The sequence below is a fragment of the Desulfovibrio sp. 1188_IL3213 genome, assembly GCF_036763145.1.
In the GTDB taxonomy this organism is placed as follows: domain Bacteria; phylum Desulfobacterota; class Desulfovibrionia; order Desulfovibrionales; family Desulfovibrionaceae; genus Desulfovibrio.
Genome location: NZ_JBAIYR010000689.1, coordinates 1 through 781, shown reverse-complemented (window position 1 = coordinate 781; position 781 = coordinate 1). Strand labels below are relative to the sequence as shown.

General features: G+C 60.9%; 1 protein-coding gene. It reads right to left on the bottom strand.

Translation table 11 applies throughout. The features are described 5' to 3' along the window. Positions 1-247: 247 nt before the first annotated feature. Positions 248-781: HypE family hydrogenase expression/formation protein (locus tag V6C16_RS14570; protein WP_333543603.1), on the bottom strand; the 534-nt coding region annotated here is incomplete at its 5' end.

The window sequence follows — 781 nt, the reverse complement described above, 5'->3', positions numbered from 1 at the left end:
GCAGAGGGGGCCTCGGAGGGGCAAAGCCCCTAACAGGCCCCCTCTGCCGCCCGCCGCGCAGGCGGCCCAAATGAAAGCAAAGAGAGAATTGTAAACTGTATTTGCCAAGGCTAAGGTGCGCGGTATCTGTTCTGGAGGCAGTACGCAGCACCTGCTCTGGCTGCAGTACGCAGTACCTGCCTTTCCTGCGGCGCTCTGTACCTGTACTGTTACGCAGCGCTCCAAAAGAACGTTGCAAGGTAAAAAATCAACAAATACGCGGCAGCTGCGCACCCTCCAGCATGCCAAGCAGACGACGCCCGCCGATGCGGGTCTGCAGGCTCACCTGCGCCCTGCCGTCGGTAACCGTACCTACGCGCGCCGCTTCCTTGCCATAGGGCGAACGCCGCATGGCCTCAAGGGCTGCCTCGGCCCTGTCTTCAGGCACGATGCAGATGCACTTGCCCTCATTGGCAAGGTACAGCGGGTCAAGCCCCAGAAAAGAACAGCCGTTCTTTACCGCTTCATGTACGGGAATGGCGTTTTCTTCCAGTACAATGCCCACCTGAGACTGTTCGGCAATTTCATTGAGCGTTGTCGCCAGTCCGCCGCGCGTGGGATCGCGCAGGACATGCACCGGTCCGGCGTTTTCAAGAATATCCACGATCATGTGGTTGAGGGGGGCAGAGTCCGAGGCCACGTCCGTCAGAAAGGAAAGCCCTTCGCGGCTGCCCATGACCGTCAGGCCGTGGTCGCCCATGGCGCCGCTCACAAGCACGGCGTAGCCGGGACGGGGGCTATG